20 protein-coding genes and 1 pseudogene are annotated in these 23293 nt (G+C 48.5%); 18 read left to right on the top strand and 3 right to left on the bottom strand.

Translation table 11 applies throughout. The features are described from left to right. Positions 1 to 303 precede the first annotated feature (303 nt). The 18 genes and pseudogenes from ACR0QN_RS10130 (at position 304) to ACR0QN_RS10045 (ending at position 19071) form a co-directional block, all read left to right on the top strand. The gene (locus tag ACR0QN_RS10130; protein ID WP_432651095.1) at positions 304 to 585 is read left to right on the top strand and encodes a hypothetical protein; all 282 of its coding nucleotides are present in this window, start codon (positions 304 to 306) and stop codon (positions 583 to 585) included. Continuing rightward, positions 546 to 1136: pseudogene (locus tag ACR0QN_RS10125) on the top strand (family 43 glycosylhydrolase); the annotation flags it as partial. The gene ACR0QN_RS10130 and the pseudogene ACR0QN_RS10125, both read left to right, overlap by 40 nt. A gap of 132 nt (positions 1137 to 1268) precedes the next feature. Beyond that, a complete protein-coding gene (locus tag ACR0QN_RS10120) occupies positions 1269 to 1679 on the top strand; it encodes a YlbF family regulator (protein ID WP_432651094.1) in 411 nt (136 codons plus the stop codon). Positions 1680 to 1790: 111 nt separating this feature from the next. Continuing rightward, the gene (mutS, locus tag ACR0QN_RS10115; protein WP_432651093.1) at positions 1791 to 4418 is read left to right on the top strand and encodes a DNA mismatch repair protein MutS; all 2628 of its coding nucleotides are present in this window, start codon (positions 1791 to 1793) and stop codon (positions 4416 to 4418) included. Positions 4419 to 4452: 34 nt separating this feature from the next. Beyond that, on the top strand, positions 4453 to 6600 hold the full coding sequence (mutL, locus tag ACR0QN_RS10110) for a DNA mismatch repair endonuclease MutL (RefSeq protein WP_432651092.1): 2148 nt from the start codon (positions 4453 to 4455) through the stop codon (positions 6598 to 6600). Next, entirely contained in the window at positions 6600 to 7553 is a 954-nt protein-coding gene (gene miaA, locus ACR0QN_RS10105; RefSeq protein WP_432651091.1) for a tRNA (adenosine(37)-N6)-dimethylallyltransferase MiaA, read from the top strand. The genes mutL and miaA overlap by 1 nt, the downstream gene beginning before the upstream one ends. Positions 7554 to 7654: 101 nt before the next feature. Further along, positions 7655 to 7906 (top strand): RNA chaperone Hfq, encoded by a 252-nt coding sequence (hfq, locus tag ACR0QN_RS10100; protein WP_432651090.1) that lies wholly within the window; start codon positions 7655 to 7657, stop codon positions 7904 to 7906. 26 nt (positions 7907 to 7932) lie between these two features. Next, complete coding sequence (locus ACR0QN_RS10095) at positions 7933 to 9357, top strand: HlyD family efflux transporter periplasmic adaptor subunit (protein ID WP_432651089.1); 1425 nt, start codon at positions 7933 to 7935, stop codon at positions 9355 to 9357. Further along, complete coding sequence (locus ACR0QN_RS10090; protein WP_432651088.1) at positions 9350 to 10048, top strand: YggS family pyridoxal phosphate-dependent enzyme; 699 nt, start codon at positions 9350 to 9352, stop codon at positions 10046 to 10048. Before ACR0QN_RS10095 ends, ACR0QN_RS10090 begins: the two co-directional genes overlap by 8 nt. Before the next feature lie 36 nt (positions 10049 to 10084). Then, positions 10085 to 10552, top strand: a complete 468-nt coding sequence (locus ACR0QN_RS10085; RefSeq protein ID WP_432651087.1) for a cell division protein SepF — start codon at positions 10085 to 10087, stop codon at positions 10550 to 10552. A gap of 26 nt (positions 10553 to 10578) precedes the next feature. Then, positions 10579 to 11367: an RNA-binding protein gene (locus ACR0QN_RS10080; RefSeq protein WP_432651086.1), complete on the top strand. Its 789-nt coding sequence runs from the start codon at positions 10579 to 10581 to the stop codon at positions 11365 to 11367. 187 nt (positions 11368 to 11554) lie between these two features. Next, complete coding sequence (locus ACR0QN_RS10075; RefSeq protein ID WP_432651085.1) at positions 11555 to 12142, top strand: DivIVA domain-containing protein; 588 nt, start codon at positions 11555 to 11557, stop codon at positions 12140 to 12142. 32 nt (positions 12143 to 12174) lie between these two features. Next, positions 12175 to 14988: an isoleucine--tRNA ligase gene (ileS, locus tag ACR0QN_RS10070; protein ID WP_432651084.1), complete on the top strand. Its 2814-nt coding sequence runs from the start codon at positions 12175 to 12177 to the stop codon at positions 14986 to 14988. Further along, on the top strand, positions 14988 to 15497 hold the full coding sequence (gene lspA, locus ACR0QN_RS10065; protein WP_432651083.1) for a signal peptidase II: 510 nt from the start codon (positions 14988 to 14990) through the stop codon (positions 15495 to 15497). Before ileS ends, lspA begins: the two co-directional genes overlap by 1 nt. After that, positions 15487 to 16425: an RluA family pseudouridine synthase gene (locus tag ACR0QN_RS10060; protein ID WP_432651082.1), complete on the top strand. Its 939-nt coding sequence runs from the start codon at positions 15487 to 15489 to the stop codon at positions 16423 to 16425. Before lspA ends, ACR0QN_RS10060 begins: the two co-directional genes overlap by 11 nt. After that, the gene (locus tag ACR0QN_RS10055) at positions 16418 to 17242 is read left to right on the top strand and encodes a Cof-type HAD-IIB family hydrolase (protein WP_432651081.1); all 825 of its coding nucleotides are present in this window, start codon (positions 16418 to 16420) and stop codon (positions 17240 to 17242) included. The genes ACR0QN_RS10060 and ACR0QN_RS10055 overlap by 8 nt, the downstream gene beginning before the upstream one ends. A gap of 31 nt (positions 17243 to 17273) precedes the next feature. Continuing rightward, positions 17274 to 18116 carry a transketolase gene (locus ACR0QN_RS10050; RefSeq protein WP_432651080.1) on the top strand — a complete coding sequence of 281 codons (843 nt, stop codon included), beginning with the start codon at positions 17274 to 17276 and terminating at the stop codon, positions 18114 to 18116. 4 nt (positions 18117 to 18120) lie between these two features. Beyond that, positions 18121 to 19071 carry a transketolase family protein gene (locus ACR0QN_RS10045; RefSeq protein ID WP_432651079.1) on the top strand — a complete coding sequence of 317 codons (951 nt, stop codon included), beginning with the start codon at positions 18121 to 18123 and terminating at the stop codon, positions 19069 to 19071. Between the two features lie 227 nt (positions 19072 to 19298). Here the strand turns inward: ACR0QN_RS10045 and ACR0QN_RS10040 are convergent, their stop codons facing one another. The 3 genes from ACR0QN_RS10040 to ACR0QN_RS10030 all read right to left on the bottom strand — a co-directional run bounded on the left by ACR0QN_RS10040 (position 19299) and on the right by ACR0QN_RS10030 (position 23268). Next, positions 19299 to 20471 carry a DUF4317 domain-containing protein gene (locus ACR0QN_RS10040; protein WP_432651078.1) on the bottom strand — a complete coding sequence of 391 codons (1173 nt, stop codon included), beginning with the start codon at positions 20469 to 20471 and terminating at the stop codon, positions 19299 to 19301. A 149-nt stretch (positions 20472 to 20620) separates the two neighbouring features. Further along, positions 20621 to 21865, bottom strand: a complete 1245-nt coding sequence (locus ACR0QN_RS10035) for a diguanylate cyclase domain-containing protein (protein ID WP_432651077.1) — start codon at positions 21863 to 21865, stop codon at positions 20621 to 20623. A 248-nt stretch (positions 21866 to 22113) separates the two neighbouring features. After that, positions 22114 to 23268: an MFS transporter gene (locus tag ACR0QN_RS10030; RefSeq protein ID WP_432651076.1), complete on the bottom strand. Its 1155-nt coding sequence runs from the start codon at positions 23266 to 23268 to the stop codon at positions 22114 to 22116. Positions 23269 to 23293 lie beyond the last annotated feature (25 nt).

Genomic DNA, 23293 nt, shown 5'->3' with positions numbered 1-23293 from the left:
GTTTTTGTGGTTATTAACATTATACCATATCGGAGCTGATATTGCACTATTTTTTTGACCTTTTTCAAAATTTTTTTGCCCATTTTTCCTATGCCTGCGTGATTTTTCAACTTTTGTGAGTGGATTTTGGGGGAAGTTAAATTATTGGTATCTAAATTTACGGCACATATCCGCAGTTGTAAGGGAAAATGCACAAAAGGTCGGTATTTCAGACTGTATAGGTATTGCAAGATAAACTGTAAAGCGGTATAATGGTAAAAGAAGTATTTATAATGCTTCGCTCTGAAAGGACGGTAAAACATTATGAATCCATATCTTCCACGTTACGAATATATCCCCGACGGAGAGCCGAGAGTTTTCGGCGACAGGATATATGTTTACGGCTCTCACGACAAGGCAGGTTCGGACAGCTTCTGCGATTTTGTTTTAAAATACTGGAGCGCTCCCTTGTCCGACCCTACAAAATGGGTATGCCACGGCGATATTTTTCATACGAAAGCAGACAGAGATCATATCGGGGATATATCGTTGACAACGGTGTGGATTATCCCGGGGGCAATAATCACGGGTCGGTGGTATGCATAAACGGGCAATGGTATGTTTTCTATCACCGTATGACAAACGGCACAATTATGTCAAGACGGGGCTGCGTTGAAAAAATTGAAATACTTCCCGACGGCACTATTCCGCCCGTAGAAATGACATCTCTCGGCTTTGAGGACAGCCTTGACCCCTATGAGATAACTCCTGCGGACATTGCCTGCGTTCTGAAAGGGAAAGCATTCATTACCGAGCGAAATGTGTTTGACAGAGCAGTAATAAATATTCAGGACGGGGACGTTATCGGATACAAGTATTTTGATTTCGGCGAGGATAATTCAAGCAAAACTATGGAATTTGCCGCAAAGGTCAAAGGTATGGGCTGCGACTGTCATATGCACATTTTTGCGGACGATGAGGAGATAGGAGTATGTGATATCGGGCAGGACGGCGGTGTTGTCAAAGCGGTATTAAAAGCTGTTACGGGCAGACGGGCTGTATACTTTAAGATATCAACGGACTACAGCGGCTGGACAGGCGAGTTTTTTAAGGACAGAAGCCTTTTTGAGCTGTCCGAATTTGTGTTTATGAAATAATACGGAAATATATGCGGCTGTCCCAAAAAATAAAAAGTCCCTATTTGACAAAAAGGACTTTTTGTGGTATAATAAACTATTAACTGTCAAAGGATAGTAATACTAAAATATATACAGAAAGGTTGTTTTAAAATGAACGTTATCGAAGCTGCAAGAGCACTCGGAAAGGCACTTCAGGAGGATCCCAGATATGTGGCATTTGCGGCTGCAAAGCTTGCAAATGACAAGGACGAGGAGCTTCAGAAGAATATCACCGATTTTAACGTGAAGAAGATGGAGCTTAACACCGAAATGGCTAAGGATGACAAGGACACCGACACCATTACTGCCCTTAACAACGATCTCAACAGGCTTTACGCCGCTGTTGTCACAAACCCCAAGATGATGGCTTTCGAGGCTGCAAAGTCCGATATGGACGGAATACTTGACAGTATAAACTATATCGTTACCTGCGCCGCAAACGGTGAGGACCCTATGACCTGCCCCGAGACTAATCCCGTTTCCTGCACAGGAAGCTGTGCTTCCTGCGGAGGCTGTCATTAACAGAGGCAAGATTTATTAGAGGCAAGAAGCAAGAAAATTCGGACAGCAAGCTGTCCGACTTGCTTTCTGTTTCCTTTGGCGAGAAATTTTTTGAAAGGGAATGGTCGGAAGATGAACGTTGACCGCAGCACACTTTCTCCTATGATGCAGCAGTATTTTGACGTTAAGGACAGATATCCCGGGCATATCGTGTTCTTCCGTCTGGGAGATTTTTATGAAATGTTTTTCGACGACGCTGTAGTGGTCTCAAAGGCTCTCGAGCTTACCCTTACGGGCAGGGACTGCGGACAGGAGGAGCGTGCGCCTATGTGCGGCATACCCTACCACAGCGCCGAGATCTACATAAAAAAGCTTATCGACTTGGGCTACAGGGTGGCTATCTGCGAGCAGATGGAGGACCCGAAGCTTGTGAAGGGGCTTGTTAAGCGGGACGTTATAAGGATAGTTACCCCGGGAACTCTCACCGAAAGCAATCTCCTTGACGATTCCAAAAATAATTTCATCGCTTCTCTCTACGTTCACGAGGGAGCGGCTTCCGTGTGCTTTGCGGACATCTCCACGGGTACGGCGGAGCTTTTTACCCATAAGGACAAGTCTCCCGCAGAGCTTTCAGAGGCGCTTATCAACGAGATTTCCCGATTTTCTCCAGCAGAGCTGCTTGTAAATCCCGAGGCAAAGGGACTTTCTCAGGTAATGGATTTTATCCGCACACGAATGGAGCTTTGCGAAACGGTCTTGGAGGAGGATAAATTCGACAGGGAGCTTCATCTGGGCACCCTTCTTGCACAGTTTTCCGCCGAGAGCCTTTCGGATATGAATGTGGACGAAAGCGACAATGTGTCCGTTGCCGCCCTCTGCGGACTTTTCTATTACATCAGCGACACTCAGCGTGCGGCGGTGGGAAGATTTACGGAGCTTGTGACCTATTCGGACAAGCGTTTTATGGAAATCGACCTTACCGCAAGGCGGAACCTTGAGCTTACCGAAACTCTCCGCAACAAGGAAAAGCGTGGCAGTCTCATTTGGGTGCTTGACCGCACACGCACCTCAATGGGCAAGAGACTTTTAAAATCCTACATTGAGCAGCCACTTTTAAAGCCTGCCGCCATAATCGACAGGCTGGACGCCGTTGAGGAGCTTTACAATGACCCCGTTTTACAAGGTGAGCTGGGAGACGCTCTTGAGGGCGTTTATGACCTTGAACGCCTTATGACGAGAGTGGTCTACAAAACCGCCAATCCCCGTGATATCAAGGCTCTTGCCCATACCGCAGAGCAGATGCCCCGTATCAAGGCTCTTCTCGGAAATGTAAGGACAAATCTTCTCAAAGGTCTTGAGGGGAAGATACACGAGCTGAAAGAGATAGCCGCACTTGTGGACAATGCCATTGCCGATGACCCGCCTCCTGTGGTGAAGGACGGCGGAGTTATCAAGGATGGCTTCAATGCAGAACTTGACAGGCTCAGAGGAATTATCAAGGGCGGCAAGGGCATTATCGACGGGATAGAAGCAAAGGAAAAGGAAAAAACGGGCATCAAAAACCTGAAAATCGGCTATAACAGGGTGTTCGGATATTACATCGAGGTCACAAAATCCTACTATGACCTTGTTCCCGCCGAATACATACGCAAGCAGACCCTTGCAAACTGCGAGAGATTTATCACCGACGAGCTGAAAAAAGCCGAGGAGGAAATTGCGGGAGCAAGCGAGAAAACTCTTGTGATGGAAGCGGAGATATTTGCGGAGGTAAGAGATTTTATCGGCTCAAGGCTCACAGAGGTACAGGAAACTGCTCAGGCTGCGGCGGCGCTTGATGTTCTCTGCTCCTTTGCGGAGGTATCAATGAGAAACCGCTATGTGAAGCCCGATATCGTAATTGACGGAACTCTCGATATCAAGGGCGGCAGACACCCTGTTGTGGAACAGATGATAAGCGGCGAGATGTATGTCCCGAACGATGTTTATCTTGACACCGACAGCCGCAGAATGGCTATAATAACGGGCCCCAATATGTCGGGTAAATCCACATTTATGAGACAGACAGCCCTTATCGTGCTTATGGCGCAAATAGGCTGCTTCGTTCCTGCCGACAGCGCAAGGATATCCATAGTTGACCGCATTTTCACCCGTGTGGGAGCCTCCGACGACCTTACTGCGGGACAGTCCACATTTATGGTGGAGATGAGCGAGGTTGCGGACATCTTAAAGCACGCCACCAAGCAGAGCCTTGTTATCCTTGACGAGGTGGGCAGAGGTACTTCCACCTTTGACGGAATAAGCATTGCAACGGCGGTGGCGGAATACATCGCCAACAAGAAAAAGATAGGCTGCAAGACCCTTTTTGCCACCCATTACCACGAGCTTATCGGGCTTGAGGGCAGGGTAGAGGGAGTGAATAACTACAGCGTTGCCGTTAAAAAGTACGGGGAGAGCATTAAGTTTTTGCGCAAGATAGTTGAGGGCGGCGTTGACGACAGCTATGGAATTGAAGTCGCAAAGCTTGCGGGGCTTCCCAAGGGAGTTATTTCCAGAGCCAAGGAGCTGCTTTCCGAAATGGAAGCCGAAAAGTACGCTCAGAGCGGCGCTCCCAAGAAGCAGGAGGAAGAACAGCAGATATCCTTCGGCTCAATGAAGGAAGAAATGGTGCTTTCAAGGCTTCGGAAAACCAATCCCGACGAGTATTCTCCCAGAGACGCAATGCTTTTGCTGCAGGAACTTTGCGATATGCTTAATGGGTAAAATAATAACGCAGACTTAATTCGGAGGTGAAAAAATGCCAAGGGTACACGTGCTTGACAAGGAGCTTGCGGAGCTTATTGCCGCAGGCGAGGTGATAGAACGCCCAAGCTCAGTCATAAAGGAGTTGGTGGAAAACTCCATTGACAGCGGCGCCACCGCCATTACGGTGGAGATACAGCAGGGGGGCATCACCTACATAAGAATAACCGACAACGGCTGCGGTATCGCCCACGAGGACGTTCCCGTGGCGTTTCTCCGACACGCCACAAGCAAGCTGAACGTAAAGGACGATCTTTCAAAGATACTCACCCTCGGTTTCAGAGGCGAGGCGCTTGCCTCCATCTGCGCCGTGGCAAAATGCGAGGTCATAACCAAGACCAAAGACGAGGAATACGGCACCCACTACATAATCGAGGGCACCGAGGAAAAGCTTATAGAGCGCTCGGGCTGCCCCGACGGCACTACTATTATAATAAGGGATATTTTCTACAACGTTCCCGCCCGTCTCAAGTTCTTGAAGCAGGACAAATACGAGGGCAACGCCATTGCTTCAATTGTGAGCAAGATATCCGTTTCCCACCCCGAGATATCCTTCCGCTTTATCCGGAATAACAAGCAGGAGCTTTTCACCCCCGGGGACAATAGGCTGTACTCCGCCGTATATTCTGTTTTCGGAAAGGAATTTGCGGCTTCAATGCTGCCCGTTGACTACAGGCTTGGGGGCATATCTGTTTCGGGATATACGGTAAAGCCATTGTGGGGACGGAAAAATCGCTCAATGCAGCATTTTTTCATTAACGGCAGATATGTTAAATCCCTCACTTGTATGAGCGCTCTCGAAGAAGCCTACCGAAACTGCATTATGGAGGGAAAATTTCCTGCCTGTGTTATTTTTATGGATGTACCGCCCCAGACCGTTGATGTGAACGTTCACCCCGCAAAAACAGAGGTGAGATTTTCAGACGACAAGCTTATCTATGACGCACTTTATTTTGCGGTGAAAAACGCCGTTTTGCAGGACTCAAAGCCCGCTCCGCTGAACCTTGAGAGAAAGCCCAAAACAGAGGCTGATTATGCCGCACCGATGTTCAAAGACCCGCCGAAGCCCGTTCAGACTCAGCTTCCCGAGACATCTAAATCTAAGTTCACCGAAAAGGTGATACCCGTTTCCTGCACCGACAAGGATCAGTCACAGCGGCTTTCGGACATAAGATCCATAAAAAACGGCGAAAACTATGAGCATAAGATACGGGTGGAGGAAATTCCACGGGATTTTGAAAATAAATCGGGAAAAACCGCTGCAGAGCAGATGGAAATGGCAGTCGCCGCCGCAGAAGCCGCCTGGGCAGGAGCAAAGAATACGGAGGTGCATTCGGCTCCCGAGGAAATCGTAAAGCAGCCCGAAAAGGAAATTCCACCTGAGCCTAAGCCCGAACCCCGGGATATTTCCCAGCATCTTCAAAGCGGCTACGGAAAGACCGCCGATGATGAAGCTATCGAAAATCTGAAAGCGGAGCCTGTGAAGCAGGAATTCAAGTACATTGACAACAATGCCTTCAAGGAGCATAATGAGCCCCCGAAGCCCGAGGAAAAAGAAGAGCCGCCAAAGGAGATCTTTTTCCGCATTATCGGAGAAGCTTTCAAAAATTACGCTATTGCCGAGGTGGAGGACGGTATCCTTATCGTTGACAAGCACGCCGCTCACGAAAGGATACGGTTTGAAAATCTCAGAAGCGGCAGGGAGCATTTAACGGCGCAGCTGCTGCTTGTTCCAGAGGAGCTTGTTCTTGATTACGGCGAGTACGACGCTTTGGTGAAAAATCTCCGTGTATGTGCCGATCTCGGTTTTGACATCGAGGCGGATAAGGCTCCGAGGGTAATTATAAAGGGCATACCCACGGTACTTGACAAAAGGGACGCAGGTGAGACGGTAAGCGAGCTTGCGCAGAATTTTGCGGCTCACAGGCACGACCCTCTGCCCGAGATACTTGATGATATGTACCACACCATTGCCTGCCACGGAGCAATAAGATCGGGTGACAGCACCGACCCCGAGGAGCTGAAATACCTTGTTTCGCAGATACTTTCCGACGACAGGATAAGGTATTGTCCCCACGGCAGACCCGTAATGTTCAAGCTCACAAAAAAAGAGCTTGAGAAGCAGTTCCGGAGGATAGTGTAATGGAAAAAAGCACCGAAAAGATACCCGTTTTAGTGGTCTGCGGACCAACTGCCTCGGGAAAGACCGCAGTAGGCGTGGAGCTTGCCCTGCGGCTTGGGGGAGAGGTGGTCTCCGCCGACTCTATGCAGATATACAAGGGGCTTGCCATTTCCACCGCAAAGCCTTCTCCCGAGGAAATGAAGGGCGTTCCACATCACCTTATGGACTTTCTCCCGCCCGATGAGCCATTTTCCGTAGCCGATTATGTTAAAATGGCGAGGGAGTGCATTTCGGATATTCATAATCGTGGAAAGCTGCCTATAATAGTTGGCGGAACGGGGCTTTACATCAATTCCCTTATCGACAATATCTCCTTTGACCATATAGTTTCCGACGACAGCCTGAGAAAGAAGCTCGAGGCAGAAGCGGCTGAAATGGGCAGGGAGCATATGCACGAAAAGCTCCGAAGTCTTGACCCGCAGGCGGCTGAGAAAATACACCCGAATAATGTCATAAGGGCCATAAGAGCCATTGAAATGTGTATGCTGTCGGGAAGAACGGGCAGCGAAAACAGGGAGGAGAGCCGTAAAACCCGGTCTCCCTATGAGCCTTGTATGATAGGACTTACCTGCTTTGACAGGCAGGTGCTTTACGACAGGATAAACAGGCGTGTTGACAAGATGTTTGAGGACGGGCTTGAAGCGGAGGTAAGAGCCGTTTACGAAAAATACAAGCTTCGCACCGCATTCAACGCCATAGGCTTTAAGGAGATGATACCCTACTTTGAGGGAGAATGCTCCTTAGAGGAGGCGGCGGACAAGATAAAGCAGGAATCAAGGCATTATGCCAAGAGACAGCTTACCTGGTTTCGTCGAGATGTACGAATTACGTGGGCAGATACGGCAAATAGTGAACAATTTGACGGAATTATATCAAATTGCTTGAATATAGTAGCCAAATCAAAAATTATGTGATATAATTAAAAAGAATATGGAGCAGTATGCTCTGTATCAGGTCATTCATTCTTGAATAAACCTAATATCAGATAGATAAATAAACGAAAGGATGATATTAAATGAACAAAGCGCTTAATCTTCAGGACGTGTTCCTTAATCAGGCGAGAAAGGAAAGGATACCCATTACCTGTATCCTGACCAACGGCTTCCAGTTCAAGGGAGTTGTAAAGGGCTTCGACAGCTATGCGGTCATCATCGACGCTGACGGCAAGCAGGAGCTTGTTTACAAGCACGCTATTTCCACAATAGTTCCCGCAAGACCCATTTCCATTCTCGACGCAGAGCAGGACAAGGATACCGCCGAAAAGTGAGTATCCTCCGAAAGGAATGAACGGCGATGGAAAACGGCATTATGAAAGTCCTGTTCGTTCTGCTGGCGGGGCTTATCCTGTGCTCGGTGTTCAACAGCATTTACACAAGCGTTACCGAGGAGTACAAGACCCAGACTGCGGTCATATATTCCTCGGCGGACAAGGTCTCGTTCAGAGGCGTGTATATCCGTGACGAATCCGTTATCAGGCAAAGCTACACAGGAGTGCTGAGCTACCCCATATCCGACGGCAGCAAAGTCGCCAACGGCTCTGTGGTGGCATATGTCTACGACAGCGAGAACGATATTGAGATAAACAGGAAGATAAAAGAGCTTTCCGATGAGATAGACCTCTTAAACGCCGCTCAGAACCCGGGAACGGTGCTTACCGCCGACCCCTCATTTATTTCGGGGCTTATCAGCCAGAGGTATCAGGCGGTGGCAACAAGGATAGCAAAAAAGGATATCTCCGATATCAAGAGCCAGCGTGACGACCTGCTCACCCTTATGAGCATATATCAGATATCCGTAAAGCAGGAAGAGGGCTATGATGACCGTATCGCCGAGCTTAACGGACAGATAGACGAGCTTGTTAAAATGCGCAGAAGCAGCAAGTCGGAGATAGTATCTCCCGACTCGGGCTATTTTGTCAGCAGCACCGACGGATACGAAAGCGTTCTGACGATGGATAAGAGCGGAGAGCTTTCCGCCGAGACGATCAAGGACGTTATTGCCAATGAAAGCTCCGTCAAAGCAAGCAAGGACAAAAGCGAGATAGGCAAGCTTGTAAGAGGATATAACTGGAAGATAGCAGGCATTATCGACAATTCCGAGAGCGTTTACAATCCCGGCGACACGGTAAAGCTCAGCTTTGCTTCCACACCCGATACGGTAACAGCCACCATCGAGTCTCTTGAGCCTACCGATGATCCCGAGGAATGGACGCTTATCCTCCGCTGCGACGAGATGACCTTCGACCTTGTTCAGAAAAGAGTCGAAAGGGTCGAAATGACCTTAAACGACTTTGAGGGAATTAAGGTCCCGAGAGAAGCACTTCGCTTCAATAAGAACAATGAAAAGGGCTGCTATGTTCTCTGGGGACAGAGAGTGCTTTTCAAAAAGGTCGATCCCATTTTCGAGAGCGATGATTATCTGCTTTCAAGGCTCACTTCCAATGAGGAATATGTCTGCGTTTACGACGACATTATTATCGAAGGAGTCGATACGGCGGCATATATGGCTAATTCCGACGAAATAGTCACAAGCGACGAGCCTGAGGAGGAGATACCTGTTTATACTGACGCTGTGATATCAGAAACTGAGCCTGCCGAAGCAATCTCCGAAGAAACTTCTGCGGAAGAAACGGACAGCACCGAGCAAAGCGGCTCAGATGAAGCAGTCACAGAGCAGTCATTATCCGAAAATTTGGAAGGGGAGCTTCACTTTGAATAACGAATTTGAGGATATTTCCGAAAATATAAAGCGGATACGCTTTAATATGGAGGAAGCAAAGGTCAGAGCGGGCAGAGAGAGCGACGACATTAAAATAATGGCGGTCACTAAAACTGTTCCCGCAGAGAGAGTTAATTTCGCAGTTTCACAGGGCTTTGAGCTTTTAGGCGAAAACCGTGTGCAGGAGTTTTTAAGCAAAAAAGAACAATATGTAAAAAATGCTGAAATTAACTTCATCGGGCACTTGCAAAGCAACAAAATTAAGTATATCATAGATAGTGTAACAATGATCCAGTCCGTCGACAGCACAGAGCTTGCGAAGGAGATATCCGCAAGGGCTGTAAAGCAGGGCAGGGTCACAGACATACTTTGTGAGGTGAATATCGGCGGAGAGGCTTCAAAAAGCGGCTTTTCACCCGAGGCGCTTCACGACGGGATGTTCGAGATAGCTGAGCTTCCCGGAGTCAGAGTCTGCGGACTTATGACCATTCCGCCCCCCTCGGACAGCTGCGTTTATTTTGAAAAAATGCAAAGGCTTTTCGAGGATCTGAAAGCAGCACCGCCGAAAAATTCGGCAATTACCCTGCTTTCAATGGGAATGTCCTCCGACTATACCAAAGCCGTAAAATTCGGCACGGGTATGGTAAGGCTGGGCACAGCGCTTTTCGGAGCGAGAAATTACAGCGTATAAAAAATTTTTATAGATAGAGAAAGGAAGAAATAAAAAATGGGATTATTTGACAATATTAAATCTGTTCTGGGTTTTGACACCGATCCGGACGGTTATGATGACGGAGAGGGCGGATATGAGGATTTCTCTCAGAACGCACCCGCTCCTCAGAACGAGGGCTACAATATACCCAGAAATCAGGGTATGCCTTCTCCCGACAACAACAGAGTGAATATCCAGGTAACAGCACAGCTGCAGGTCATTCTTGTTAAGCCCGAGAAATTCTCCGACACCAAGGAGATCGCAAATCACCTTAACAACAAAAAGACAGTTGTTCTGAACCTCGAAGCTACCACACCCGATGTTACAAGAAGAATAATCGACTTCTTAGGCGGAGTTGCATATGCAAACGGCGGCAGCATAAAGCCCGTTGCAAACAACACCTTCATCATCACCCCCTACAACGTTGGGTTTCAGGGAGATGAGCTTTCGGCAGAACTCGAAAGCAACGGGGTATTACTCTGATATCACGGGAGAACCTGAACTGAGCTATGGGGCGTGACAAAAATTCTTTCATCGCCGCAAACAGGCTTGACGGAGACAGCAGACTGCTTGTTTCCCATATCGGTGATATGCTGTCTATCTGCGAAAAAAGCTGTACACCCAGATTTTCGGGCTTTTTAAGCGAGGGAGAGCTGGCTCTGGCAGAAGAATTCCTTTCCTATATGGGCACAGAGGAATATGAGTTTTTTGGCGGATATGAAGGTGCAATGCGGCGCATACTCTGCATATATCCCGAATATATGCAGCCTGAGCACGGGGATTTTCAACTTCGCACGATCCGCTTTGACAGCAGGGGAGCAGGCTCCCTGACTCATCGTGATTATCTCGGCAGCCTTATGGCGTTGGGGATAAACCGCAGTCAGACGGGAGATATCCTCTGCGATGAGAGCGGCGCCTATGCGGTGCTGAGCCCTTCGGCGGCAGAGATGGCAGTATTTGGCATAACAAAAATCGGCAGAGTGGGAGTAAAGACCCGTTATGCGGATGGTGAAGCCCTGTCAAGAGAGGATAAATTCAGCGAAATTACAGCCACAGTAGCGTCACTTCGGCTTGACTGCGTAATATCCGCAGCAGCAAGGGTCAGCCGTGAAAAAGCGGCAGCGCTTATACGTTCGGGTTCGGTTTCGGTAAATCACGGGATTACGGAAAGCGTATCCGAAAATGTAGCGGAGGGAAGCGTGCTGTCCGTCAGAGGCTGTGGCAGGTTTATCCTGTCGGAAATAGGCGGCTCCACCAAAAAGGACAGGATCCATATCACGATAAAAAAATTTTTATAAATTTCCGCACCTGTCCGCAGCAGGTCGGGGATAGGACAATGCCTGCGGTGATAAAGAGGAATAAGCTTGAAAATCAAAGATCTTTAAGCTTACGAGTTTTGTTTTTCGGCTGCCGATCGTAATTGGCAATTTTACCGAAATTTCCTTGGGGAAAGCACAAAACTCTCGTGAAAGGAAGGTAATAAAAATGATAACAGCAATGGAGATCAACACCAAGCGTTTTGAACAGGCAAAGCCCGGCTATAAGCCCGAGGAAGTTGACGAGTTTTTAAATCAGATCGCCGATCAGATAAGCAAAATGACCAAGGAAAAAGAGGACACCGAAAAGAAAATAGAAGTGCTGGTGGAGAGCATTCGCCGCTACAAAGCTGACGAAGAAGCCCTCAAGGACGCAATGATCGGTGCACAGAAGCAGGCGAGAGCCGTTATGGAGGAAGCCAGAGGCAAAGCCGACGCAATAATCTCCGAGGCACAGCAGAAAGCGGAGCAGATAATTTCCGCCGCAAATGTAAAGGCTGACGAGATCGTAGGTTCGACCGCTGTAAGAGCGCAGCGTGAGAAAGAAACTCTCGAGAAAATGCAGACAGCTGTTACCGAGTTCAAGTCCAATCTTCTCAGTATGTACAAGTCTCACCTTGAGCTTATCACCTCTCTTCCCGAGTCCGACACCGAGGAGAAAGAGGAGACTGCTGCGGAAGAACATATTCCCGTTCACGAGCCTGTCCCCGAGGATATGGAAGCTACAAGAGTTATCGACACCGCTTCAATGCAGTAAAATATAAATCCATTTAAGGAGAGTAAGTTAAAATGGCACAGGATTACAATACCACCCTGAATCTTCCCAAAACAGATTTCTCTATGAGAGGAAATCTCCCTCAGAAGGAACCTGATATGATATCCGAATGGGAAAGCGGAAGAATGTATTACAAGATGATCGAGAAGAACAAGTCACTTCCCAAATATGTTCTTCACGACGGACCTCCCTACGCCAACGGCGATATCCATATGGGAACCGCCCTCAATAAGGTGCTCAAGGATATCATCGTCAAGCAGAAGAATATGAGCGGATACTGCTCTCCTTATATTCCCGGCTGGGACACCCACGGACTTCCCATTGAGCTTAAAGTTCTCAAGCAGATGGGCGTTGAGAACGGCGCCGTTCCCCCCGTTGAGCTGAGAAAAAAGTGCAATGAGTATGCACATTCTCAGGTTGCAAACCAGATGTCACAGTTCAAGAGACTGGGCGTGTGGGGCGATTTTGACGACCCCTACCTCACCTTAAAGCCCGAATTTGAGGCAAGACAGGTTGAGATATTCGGCGAGATGTACGGAAAGAATTACATCTATAAGGGTCTGAAGCCCGTTTATTGGTGCCCCGACTGCCAGACCGCCCTTGCAGAAGCAGAGATCGAGTACGCAAACGACCCCTGCCACTCCATCTATGTAAAATTCAAGGTAACAGACGATAAGGGCAAGTTCACCGCAATGGGACTCGACCTTGACAAGACCTATTTCGTTATCTGGACGACTACCACCTGGACACTTCCCGGAAACCTTGCTATTTGTGTAGGACCCGAGTATGACTACACCGTTGTAAAGGCAGACGGCGAGAACTATATAATGGCTGCCGAGCTTGCACCTCTTGCAATGAAGGCAAGAGGCGTTGAGAACTACACCACCGAAGGCTGCTTCAAGGGAAGCGAGCTTGAGTATATGAAGACCGAGCACCCCTTTATGGGCAGAGAATCTCTCGTTATCGTAGGCGACCACGTAACTCTCGAAAGCGGTACAGGCTGCGTTCATACAGCCCCCGGCTTCGGCGTTGACGACTTCGAGGTCTGCAAGAAGTACCCCGAGATCGGCATAACCGTACCCGTTGACTCCAAGGGCGTTCTCACCGAAGAGGCAGGCAAATACAAGGGCCTCAAGACCGACGAGGCAAACAAGGTCATCGCAAAGGATCTTGAAGAGTCCGGCGCACTTTTCGCTCTTGAAAAGATCGTCCATCAGTACCCTCATTGCTGGAGATGCAAAAACCCCGTTCTGTTCAGAGCCACCGAGCAGTGGTTCTGCTCCGTCAAGGACTTCAAGGACGACGCAATTAAGGCAATCGAGGACGTGCAGTGGATACCCGAGTGGGGCGAGGACAGAATTAAAGGTATGGTCAGCGACCGCAGCGACTGGTGCATCTCCCGTCAGAGGACCTGGGGCGTACCCATTCCCGTTGTATACTGCAAGGACTGCGGCAAGCCCGTTGTCACCGAAGAGACCATCAAGGCAATTTCCGATATGTTCCGTGCGGAAGGCTCCGACTCCTGGTTCATCAAGGAACCCAAGGACTTTATCCCTGCTTCAGTCAAGTGCGAGTGCGGCTGCGGCGAATTTGTGAAAGAGACTAATATTTTCGATGTATGGTTCGACAGCGGCGTTACCCATACCGCCGTTATGAAGGAAAGAGGCTTTGACGTTCCCGTTGACCTCTATCTCGAGGGCGCAGACCAGTACAGAGGCTGGTTCCAGTCCTCCCTCCTCACCTCTGCCGCAACAGGTCATAAGGCACCCTACAAGGCAGTCTGCACCCACGGCTGGGTAGTAGACGGCGAGGGCAGAGCAATGCATAAATCTCTCGGAAACGGCGTAGACCCCAAGGATATCACCGACCAGAACGGCGCAGATATCCTGAGACTCTGGGTAGCCTCCTCCGATTATCATTCGGACATCAGAATTTCCAAGGAGATTTTAAAGCAGCTTGCCGATACCTATAAAAAGATAAGAAACACCGCAAGATATATTCTGGGCAACATCTGCAACGGCAGCGGCTTTGACCCCGACAAGGATATGGTAACTCCCGATAAAATGCTCGATATCGACAAGTGGGCGCTTGTCCGCCTTGACGCACTTATCGACAAGGTAAAGGCAGCCTATGACGCATTTGACTTCCACGTAGTAGTTCACAGCATACACAATTTCTGCGTAACCGATATGTCAAATTTCTACCTTGACATCATCAAGGACAGACTTTACTGCACACCCGAAACATCTCCCGAAAGAAGAAGCGCACAGAGCGCAATGTATATGATACTGAGCGCCGTTTCGAGAATGATCGCTCCCGTGCTTTCATTCACAGCTGAGGAGATCTGGAAATATATCCCCCACAGCAGCAATGACGATAAGGAGAGCATATTCCTCAATCAGATGCCCGAAAAGACAGGCGTAACAGTTGACGACGCCTTCACCGCAAAGTGGGATATGATCTACAGCGTCCGTTCCTCCGTAACTAAGGCACTTGAGCTCAAGAGAGCGGAGAAATTCATCGGCGCATCTCTCGAATCAAAGGTAACACTCCACGCCGACAGCGACGAGCTTTATGCAAAGCTTTCCGCAGTAGCGGGTGACCTTGCCGAGGTATTCATCGTTTCCGCCGCAGAGGTGGTAAACAACGGAGACGGCGAATTCAAGTGCGAAGACCCTGCCTTTGACGGCAAGCTTTCCTTCAGCGTAGAGAAGGCAGCAGGCAGCAAGTGCGAGCGCTGCTGGAGCTACAGCGAGACCGTAGGCACCATCGCCGAACACCCCACTCTCTGCAAGCGCTGCGCCGAGCAGATAGTTTTCAGAGCATAATGGTAATACTTTTCTGGATACTCTCCGCCGCCTTTATCGTCATTGACAGGCTCACAAAGGCGGCGGCAGAGGCAAATATAGGCGAGAGCGACCTTATCCGTGTGATAACCGCAGGGGATACGGATATCCTTGCATTTTCCCTCCACCAAAACACAGGAGCGGCATTCAGCAGCTTTACAGGCAAGACAGTGGCACTTGCCATTGTCACCGCCATCGCCCTCGTTCTCATAACCATCTATTTTCACCGCCAAAAGCATAAGCACCCCCTTATGACCGTTTCCTATGCGATGATAGTGGGCGGCGGCATAGGCAATCTTTATGACCGTGTTTTCCAAGGGTATGTCACGGATTTTATCCGTCTTTTCCCCTTCAATTTCATCTTCAATTTTGCAGATGTATGCGTGGTCATAGGAGCCATACTACTTATAGCCTACTATCTTTTCATTGATGAGAAATATCTGAAAAAATTCGCACCCCCCCAGTCTTCCGAGGTGGAAAATGACAAATGACAACGTTATAATGCTCACCGCCGATGAAACTCACAGCGGAATGAGGATAGATAAGCTCCTGTCAGCCTGCGGCGGAGAAATAAGCCGCAGCCTTGCGGCAAAGCTTATCGAAAACGGCAGCGTCACCGTAAACGGAAAAACCGTCAGCAAAAGCTGCACCGTAAATGCAGGAGACGAAATAACCGCCGTTATCCCCGAGCCTGAGCCTCTTGACGTGCTCCCCGAGAATATACCCCTTGATATAATTTTCGAGGACGACTATCTTCTTGTGGTGAATAAGCCCAAGGGAATGGTAGTCCACCCCGCTGCGGGAAACTACACGGGAACTCTTGTGAATGCACTTATGTACCACTGCGGCGACAGACTTTCCTCCATCAATGGCGTTATCCGCCCGGGAATAGTCCACCGCATCGACAAGAACACCAGCGGACTTCTTATCGTCGCCAAAACAGACGCCGCCCATACGGGTCTTGCGGCGCAGATAAAGGAGCACAGCTTCACAAGGGAATATCGTGCGGTCATATGCGGCAGGCTGCCCGAAAAAGAGGGCACGGTAAATGCCCCTATCGGAAGACACCCCACCGACCGCAAGAAAATGACCGTCACCGAGAAAAATTCCAAGCACGCAGTCACACATTACACCGTTCTCGAGGAGTACGATAAATACTCCTTCATAAAGCTCAGGCTTGAAACGGGGCGCACTCATCAGATACGTGTCCATATGTCATATATCGGACACCCGGTGCTGGGAGACGATGTATACGGCAAGCCCTTCAAAGGCATAGACGGTCAATGCCTCCACGCAGGCAAAATAGGCTTTGTCCACCCCATAACCTATGAGTATATGGAATTTGAAAGCGAGCTTCCCCAGTACTTCCGGGATGTCCTCCGTAAAATAGGGGGCGGCGAAACGAGGCAGTATGTTTAAGGATAAATCAAAAATAATATTTTTCAGCGATATGGACGGCACACTTCTGAATGCCGACAAGACCCTTTCGGAGGAAAATCTGAAAGCGATACTGAAACTTCGTGAAGCAGGCGGCAAATTCGTAGTCGCCACAGGCAGAGTTCTGCAGGCAACAAGGCATTACTTTGAGCCTATAGGAGTGGATTTCCCCGTAATACTCTGCAACGGCGGAATGATATATGACTGTCACGAAAATAAAGTGATGTGGTCAAGCTATCTCCCCGAGGAAAAAGCACGGGTAATGATAGCAAAGCTTCTAAGAAAATTCCCCGAAGCTTGCGCGGAAATATGCACTCCGAACGGCATTTACGACGTTCAGATGAATGATTACGAGCGTCGGCATTGGAAAATAGGCGGCTTTACCGCAGAAATAATGGACTCTCTCGAAAGCGTTCCCTCGGGAAACTGGTGCAAGGTGCTTTTTGCAATGCCCGAGGACAGTATAAAGCCCTTTGCGGAATATGCCCTGACCCTTGAATATGCCCCTGACGTGGAATATATCACCTCCAGCACCATCTTCCACGAAATGCTGCCGAAGAACTGCACCAAGGGGTTTGCCATGAAAAAGCTGCTTGAGCTTTACGGAGAAAAGGACAGCGTTACCGTAGCAATGGGAGATTTCAATAACGACCTTGAAATGCTCAGAAATGCTGATTTCCCCGCCTGTCCCTCCAACGCCATAGACGAGGTAAAATCGGCGTGTAAAATGGTCTGCCAATCGGACTGCTCCAACGGAGCTGTTGCCGAAGTGATAGAATATATATTAAATTCCCCATAATAGGGAAAATTTGAAAGGATGATTTAAACTTATGGATCAGACGCTTAAAAAACAGCTTCAGATCACAGCCTGCAAGGTGAGAATGGGTATCATCGAAGGCGTATTCAACGCAAAATCGGGACATCCGGGCGGTTCTCTCTCTATCGCCGACACTCTCACATATCTCTACTTCCACAAAATGCACGTTGATCCCAAGTCACCAAAAATGGCAGACAGAGACAGACTGGTGCTTTCCAAGGGACACACCGCTCCTGCCCTTTATTCTGTACTTGCTCAGAGAGGATTTTTCGAGGTTGACGAGCTTAAAACACTCAGAAAGATAGGCTCCCGTCTCCAGGGTCATCCCGATATGAAGCATATCCCCGGAGTAGATATGTCCACAGGCTCTCTGGGACAGGGCATATCCGCAGCCTGCGGAATGGCGCTTTCGGGCAAGATATCCTGCGACGGATATAAGGTTTACGCAGTACTGGGCGACGGCGAGATCGAAGAGGGTCAGGTATGGGAGGCAGCAATGTTTGCCGCACACAATAAGCTTGACAATCTCATAGCTATCGTGGATAACAACGGTCTCCAGATAGACGGCAAGATCACCGAGGTTTGCTCACCTATGCCTATCACCGATAAATTCGAGGCATTCGGCTGGCACGTTATCACAATGAACGCCCACGATTTTGACGATATCGAAAGAGCCTTTGACGAGGCAGAGAAGATAAACGGACAGCCTGTAGTCATCGTTCAGAAGAGCGTAAAGGGCAAGGGCGTTTCCTTTATGGAAGATCAGGTAGGCTGGCACGGCACAGCACCCAACGCAGAGCAGTATGAGCAGGCTATGAGCGAGCTTAAAGCACAGCTTGAGAAACTGGAGGGCTAAGACAATGGCAGATGTAATCAAAAAGGCTACAAGAGAGAGCTACGGCGAGGCTCTTGCTGAACTCAGCAGCGAATATCCCGACCTTATCGTCCTTGATGCAGACCTTGCTGCAGCAACAAAGACAGGCATATTCAAGAAAGCCTGCCCCGAGAGATTTTTCGACTGCGGAATAGCCGAGGCAAATATGATGGGCGTAGCCGCAGGTATCGCCTCCACAGGCAAGAAGGTATTCGCAAGCTCCTTTGCAATGTTTGCGGCAGGCAGAGCGTTTGAGATAGTAAGAAACTCCATCGGCTATCCTCATCTCAATGTAAAGATCGGCGCAACCCACGCAGGCATATCCGTAGGCGAGGACGGCGCAACTCACCAGTGCAACGAGGATATCGCCCTTATGAGAACCATTCCCGGAATGACCATCATCAACCCTGCCGATGATGTTGAAGCAAAGGCAGCCGTAAAGGCAGCACTTGATTTCGAGGGACCCGTATATATGCGCTTCGGCAGACTTGCCGTTCCCGTATTCAACGATAAGGAAACATACAAATTCGAGCTTGGCAAGGGCGTTCAGCTCAGAGACGGCAGCGACGTAACTATCGTCGCAACAGGACTTATGGTAAACGAGGCTCTGAAAGCAGCGGAAACTCTCGCATCAGAGGGCATTAACGCAAGAGTTATCAATATCCATACCATCAAGCCCCTCGATAAGGACATCATCTGTAAGGCTGCACAGGAAACAGGCGTTATCGTCACCGCCGAGGAGCACAGCGTAATAGGCGGACTTGGCTCAGCAGTAGCCGAGACAGTAACAGAGTGCTGTCCCGTTCCCGTTATCAAGGTAGGCGTAAACGACGTGTTCGGACACTCGGGACCCGCTGCAGACCTTCTCAAGGAATTTGGTCTTTGCGCCGAGAATATCGTTGCAAAGGTCAAGGAAGCAGTTAAGCTCAAGAAGTAATTCCCATAGAAAATTTGCGCTCCCTTGCAGTTAAATGCAGGGGAGCTTTTCTGTAATATAATAATAGCACATTTGCGCCAAAATGTCAAACACTTTCAGAACAAAAGTTTGATAAATGCATAATTTCGTATATCTGCACAAAATCATATGTTCTGATTTAGGAAAAATTTTTGCCAGTAAAACAAAAATCCGCCGCACAAAAAAATGCGGCGGAGAAGAAATAATTATCAGACGGTAACAGGCTCACCCTCGGCAGGCGCTTTCTCAGCCGTCTCAAATGAAGTCTCTATCCCATTAACCAGCACGCTGGGGTCGTCAAGATCAATAATCAGACACTTTTTCCCCTGAATTACCGACGTCCTCACCTTGTCGGTAGCCTCCTTGCTGATGTTAACGGTTATCTCGGGAACGGAAAGAACGGTCTTGTTCTCCACAAGATTTGAAGCCTTGAGAGCGCCGTCGCCAACAGTATCCCTGTAAACAGCGTCAAGCGCCTGAAGCTTGTCATCGCTGACACCCGCATCGGAAAGAATGGTCCTCATACGGCTGCAGTCAATAACAGGCGGCTCGGTCTCGTTTTTGTTCTGGTCAATGACCTCCTTAATGCTGTCGTTCACCTTAGTGATAACGGTGTAATCAAGCTCCTCCCTGCAAACATCGGAAAGAACTGCTCTGAAACGTTCCTTCTCGCCCTCGGGAGTAAAATCGAACTTGCAGTCAAGAACATCCTCGATAATGGAAAGATTAGGCTTCTTGGGCGACCTTGTGTAATACATCACGCTGTTCACATCGGGTGAACGGTCGCTGAAAACGGGATATAAGAAACCGTCCTGAGGAGCCTTGGCAATTATCATCTCGGTGTTTGACTTCTTTGCAATGACCTGCGCCTCGTCATCATAGAAAAGCCCGTCATCACCCGTGTTAACGGGGCATAAAGCAGTTATCACAAAATTATACTCCGAATCTCCCTCGCCGATGGTCTCGTCATTCTTGTCCTTAACAAGAATGCTGTATGTACAATGACCCGAAATGATGGTGTACGCCGAAGCATAATCGGTGTTCTCGACTATCCTGTCAATGAAAGCCTTGTTAGCCTCCTCGTCCTCAAGCTTACCTTTAACAGCAGCATAAAGTACATTCTGAGCGCCGCCCTCCTCGTATGACTCGTTAGGGAAGCGGTACTCGTTCAGATTTTTACCAAGACTTCCGCTGAGAGCCTTTTTAAGCGTCTCCATAACTACAGCGCTCTCGTCCTCGGGCATAATGGCAAAGCCCTTTGACTCGGTGTATTTGATGTGCTTTTCGGCGTCGCAGTATGCGTAAAGGATACGGTTCAGGGTAAAAAATCCGCAGCCCTCGGAAAAGCTTTTTTTAATTTCTGCAAGCTCCTTTTTGTTCATCTGATTTATCTCCTTTGTTTTGTTGTCATATTCCGATAGATCTTTCTGCACCGGGCGGAAAGATAAAAAATGTGCTGCAAAAAAATGCGGCAGCAATACATATTGTACCACAGCCGCAAAATTTTTTCAATTAGCAAAATTTACGAATATCAGTAAATAATTTTCTCCACGTGCATTTTGTCGCCGCCCTCTTTTTTGGCTTTGATAAGCGCTCTGTCGGCGGTGATAAAGAAATCCTTTATATTTACCCTTTCGTCGCAGACCGTCCAGGCAGCGCCGATGCTGAAGGAAATATCAGCGCTTATGCTCTCGCCGTTTACCGTCAGCATAGCCGTGCCGCAGCAGGCTCTCAGCTTGTCGACCATATCATACACCGCACTTTCGTCGGTGTCCTCAACGAAAATGACAAACTTGTCGCCCACATATCGGAATATAACTGAATTTTCGGGGAAAACGCTCTTGATGAGTTCAGCGGAGAGCTTTACAGCGTCATCTGCCGCCTCCTTGCCGAACTTCTGGTTGAATGTAGTGAACTCGTCAATATCGGCAATTATCATAAAGCAGCGGCTGCGGCAATGTGTGAGCCTTTCCTTGATAACGCCCATAGCGGAGGCGCTGTCGGAAAGCCCTGCAACGCTGTTGCTGCTTCTGTCCTCGGCAAGACGTGCAATAAGCCCGGAACTTTCGTCAATGACCTCTATCCGTCCCACAACACGTATTATCTCCCCGTACTCGTCGGCAATGCTTGAGAAAATAATGCGGCATATGGTGTAGAACGACCGATCCTTGTCAAGAGAGCGGACGTCCACAAAGCCTCTGCCCTTTTTGCGGCAGGTCTTGAAAAGGACGTTGCAGTAATAAATAACGTCCTCGTCGTAAATGGGACAGCTTCTGCGGAGATAGGATGTATAAGACTTTATGACCAGATCGTCCCTGCCCTTGCCGGGAGAGAAGGTCATAACATCGTTTTCACAGTCGTAATCGAGAAGGAAAGCGCTGCTTGTCTCCTCAAGGATCCTGTATCTTTCGGAGTTTATCTTTAGCTTGTGCTCGGTCTCCTTCTGGGAGGTGACATCGTTTATTGAAGCGAGAAAAACGGGATTGTCGCTTTTGATAAAATCCACCGCTCTCGCCCTTATGCAGAACCACCCCACGCTGCCGTCAAAGCGGTAGCCTCTTACCTCGCAGTAGAAATCCTCTCCGCTTTTAAGGCACTCCTCGGCGTTTTCAAAGATCCTCTGCTCGTCCTCCTCAAAAAGGGTGATGGTAACGTTGTCATAATAAGGCAGATATTGTTCTCTGGTGTAGCCTACCACCTGAAAATATCTTTCATTAAGGTAAAGGGCTTTGACCTTTGCACCGCAGACCTCAAAAATGCAAACCCCATCGTACATACTGTTGAACAGCCTGAAAACAGGTCCGTGCAGTTATCGGCAGGGGTTATCAGATTTGGGTCGCTTATATGGGCAATACGATTATCCATAATCAAGCTCCTGTCCTGCGAATATTCGGCATTATATACCGTTTGAGGATATTATAACATATAATTTTACAAATTGCAACATTTTTTTTAATTTTTGGTGATTTTATTCAGATGAGTAACATTGTTTATCCTGATTTAAAGCAAATAAGAGATATAAAATCACTTTTTCATACCGAAAGTTCTTTCGGTCATTATTATCATCAGAACAAGGAACAGAGCGACATAAAAGGGCATAAGCCTTATGCTGATATGGTTGGCGATAAGTCCGAACACAGGAGGCATAAAGGTTGTGCCGATATAAGCGCTTGCCATCTGTATGCCGATTATCGCCTGAGAATTTTCCGCTCCGAAATTCGAGGGAGTAGCGTGGATAATGCTGGGATATACGGGAGCGCAGCCAAATCCTATCATCACAAATCCGATAAGTGCAGGCAGCTCAGCTTTAACGGGAAGAAGCACCGGCAGAACTCCCGCAAGAGCAACAGCGACACCGATGCGTATCATATTTCTGTCTCCCATCTTGTCCGAAACAAATCCCGAGATAAACCGTCCTGCGGTTATTCCGATGAAGAAAAGGGAAGCAAATGCAGCAGCGTCCTTTTCGGGTAAGCTCTTTGTTTCCGAAAGATAGCTGCTTGCCCACAGCATAACCGTAGACTCAGCAGCGCAGTAAGCGAAAAATCCAATGAGCAGGCTTGGAACGCCTTTTATTTTAAGCGCCTTTCCGAGACCCACCACATTTCCGCTGTTTTCGCTGTCCATCTGACCTTTGTGAACGTTCCATACGGGCAGGGTGATGAGCATAGTGACGGCAATGCCCAGCTGAATAAATGAAACAATGCGGTAGCCGCCGCTCCAGGAGGAATGAGCAATAGCATAGCTCATAATATAGGGGCTGATAATAGTTCCCACTCCCCAGAAGCAATGGAGCCAGCTCATATGCCTTGAGCTGTAGTGTAGCGCCACATAATTATTGAGAGCCGAATCAATAGCCCCCGCTCCCAGACCGTATGGTATGCCCCATAAGCAAAGCTGCCGGAATTCCGTAACAGAAGAAAAGCCGAACATAGCAATAGCAGTAACAAAAATGCTCACCGTAGTGACTATCCTCGTGCCGAACCGCTTTGTGAGCCGTTCGGACATAAGGCTCGAGCATATTGTTCCCCCCGAGATTATCATAGAAACAATGCCCATATAGGAAATAGGCACGTCAAAGGAAAGTCTCAGGGCAGGCCAGGCTGAGCCAAGCAGCGAATCGGGCAGCCCGAGGCTTATAAAAGCAAGATAAATAAGGGCAAGCAGAAAAGTACACATAACAACATCGTCCTTTTTTTGATAG

It is taken from the genome of Huintestinicola sp., from assembly GCF_050874005.1.
In the GTDB taxonomy this organism is placed as follows: domain Bacteria; phylum Bacillota; class Clostridia; order Oscillospirales; family Ruminococcaceae; genus Huintestinicola.
The sequence above is the reverse complement of the archived record's forward strand: the minus strand, read 5'-3'. Positions and strand labels throughout refer to the sequence as shown.

What these genes read in the sequence shown, in the direction of transcription:
- ACR0QN_RS10130 (WP_432651095.1), top strand. Translation starts at nt 304, where the DNA reads ATGAATCCATATCTTCCACGTTACGAATATATCCCCGACGGAGAGCCG.
- ACR0QN_RS10120 (WP_432651094.1), top strand. Translation starts at nt 1,269, where the DNA reads ATGAACGTTATCGAAGCTGCAAGAGCACTCGGAAAGGCACTTCAGGAG.
- mutS (WP_432651093.1), top strand. Translation starts at nt 1,791, where the DNA reads ATGAACGTTGACCGCAGCACACTTTCTCCTATGATGCAGCAGTATTTT.
- mutL (WP_432651092.1), top strand. Translation starts at nt 4,453, where the DNA reads ATGCCAAGGGTACACGTGCTTGACAAGGAGCTTGCGGAGCTTATTGCC.
- miaA (WP_432651091.1), top strand. Translation starts at nt 6,600, where the DNA reads ATGGAAAAAAGCACCGAAAAGATACCCGTTTTAGTGGTCTGCGGACCA.
- hfq (WP_432651090.1), top strand. Translation starts at nt 7,655, where the DNA reads ATGAACAAAGCGCTTAATCTTCAGGACGTGTTCCTTAATCAGGCGAGA.
- ACR0QN_RS10095 (WP_432651089.1), top strand. Translation starts at nt 7,933, where the DNA reads ATGGAAAACGGCATTATGAAAGTCCTGTTCGTTCTGCTGGCGGGGCTT.
- ACR0QN_RS10085 (WP_432651087.1), top strand. Translation starts at nt 10,085, where the DNA reads ATGGGATTATTTGACAATATTAAATCTGTTCTGGGTTTTGACACCGAT.
- ACR0QN_RS10080 (WP_432651086.1), top strand. Translation starts at nt 10,579, where the DNA reads ATGGGGCGTGACAAAAATTCTTTCATCGCCGCAAACAGGCTTGACGGA.
- ACR0QN_RS10075 (WP_432651085.1), top strand. Translation starts at nt 11,555, where the DNA reads ATGATAACAGCAATGGAGATCAACACCAAGCGTTTTGAACAGGCAAAG.
- ileS (WP_432651084.1), top strand. Translation starts at nt 12,175, where the DNA reads ATGGCACAGGATTACAATACCACCCTGAATCTTCCCAAAACAGATTTC.
- lspA (WP_432651083.1), top strand. Translation starts at nt 14,988, where the DNA reads ATGGTAATACTTTTCTGGATACTCTCCGCCGCCTTTATCGTCATTGAC.
- ACR0QN_RS10060 (WP_432651082.1), top strand. Translation starts at nt 15,487, where the DNA reads ATGACAAATGACAACGTTATAATGCTCACCGCCGATGAAACTCACAGC.
- ACR0QN_RS10055 (WP_432651081.1), top strand. Translation starts at nt 16,418, where the DNA reads ATGTTTAAGGATAAATCAAAAATAATATTTTTCAGCGATATGGACGGC.
- ACR0QN_RS10050 (WP_432651080.1), top strand. Translation starts at nt 17,274, where the DNA reads ATGGATCAGACGCTTAAAAAACAGCTTCAGATCACAGCCTGCAAGGTG.
- ACR0QN_RS10045 (WP_432651079.1), top strand. Translation starts at nt 18,121, where the DNA reads ATGGCAGATGTAATCAAAAAGGCTACAAGAGAGAGCTACGGCGAGGCT.
- ACR0QN_RS10040 (WP_432651078.1), bottom strand. Translation starts at nt 20,471, where the DNA reads ATGAACAAAAAGGAGCTTGCAGAAATTAAAAAAAGCTTTTCCGAGGGC.
- ACR0QN_RS10035 (WP_432651077.1), bottom strand. Translation starts at nt 21,865, where the DNA reads ATGTACGATGGGGTTTGCATTTTTGAGGTCTGCGGTGCAAAGGTCAAA.
- ACR0QN_RS10030 (WP_432651076.1), bottom strand. Translation starts at nt 23,268, where the DNA reads ATGTGTACTTTTCTGCTTGCCCTTATTTATCTTGCTTTTATAAGCCTC.